General features: G+C 65.7%; 1 protein-coding gene. It reads left to right on the top strand.

Features of this window, described 5'->3' with window-relative positions; all coding sequences use genetic code 11:
• Nucleotides 1–92: 92 nt before the first annotated feature.
• A partial coding sequence (locus tag AUC68_RS04430; RefSeq protein ID WP_069436545.1) for a polysaccharide biosynthesis/export family protein occupies nucleotides 93–762 on the top strand: 670 nt, incomplete at its 3' end.

Raw genomic sequence — 762 nt, 5'->3', positions numbered from 1 at the left:
CCGCTCAGCATTTATTAACCATGCGAAGGGTAGGTTCGGGACGTATCGACGCCGTCTAGCGGTGTCGTTTGTCGACGTCCTGGAGCCGCTCTATGACCACGTGCCGTATCACGGTCAGCGCCAAAGTCTTCGTCCTGTTGCTTGCCGTGCTCGCAAGCGGCCTGTCGGGCTGTAAAGGCAGCGCCATCCCGGGCCTCACCACGCCGGACCTGGCGCTCTCGACGCCCGCGCCCCTGCCCGGCCCCGGACAGTTCTTCCCGCCCGGCGCAGGACGCGCCCCGCCCGGCGTGCCCGTCGTGCCTCATGCCACCTATACGCTCGACGCCGGAGACCGCGTCCGCATCATCGTATTCGGACAGCAGAACCTGTCCAATGTCTATACCGTCAGCGCCAACGGCACCGTCTCGGTCCCGCTGATCGGAGAGGTCCGCGCCCGCGGCCTCACCGCCGCCGAAGTCGCCCGCCAGGTCGCCCGCAGGCTGCGCAGCCAATACATCAAGGATCCGAAGGTCACTGCCGAAGTCATCACCTACCGGCCCTTCTACATCCTCGGCGAGGTCACGCGGCCCGGACAGTATCCTTTCGCATCGGGCCTCACCGTCGAAAACGCCGTCGCCGTCGCCGAAGGCTACACCCCGCGCGCCAAGAAACGCTTCGTCCGCCTCACACGCAGCTTCGACGGCGTCATGTCCACCGTCATGGTCCCAACCGACTACCCCGTCCAGCCGGGCGATACTATTTACGTCCTCCAACGCCTGTTCT

The organism is Methyloceanibacter methanicus (genome assembly GCF_001723285.1).
GTDB classification, from domain to species: Bacteria; Pseudomonadota; Alphaproteobacteria; order Rhizobiales; family Methyloligellaceae; genus Methyloceanibacter; species Methyloceanibacter methanicus.
Note: the sequence above shows the minus strand (reverse complement) of the source record. Positions and strands in the feature narration are given on the sequence as shown.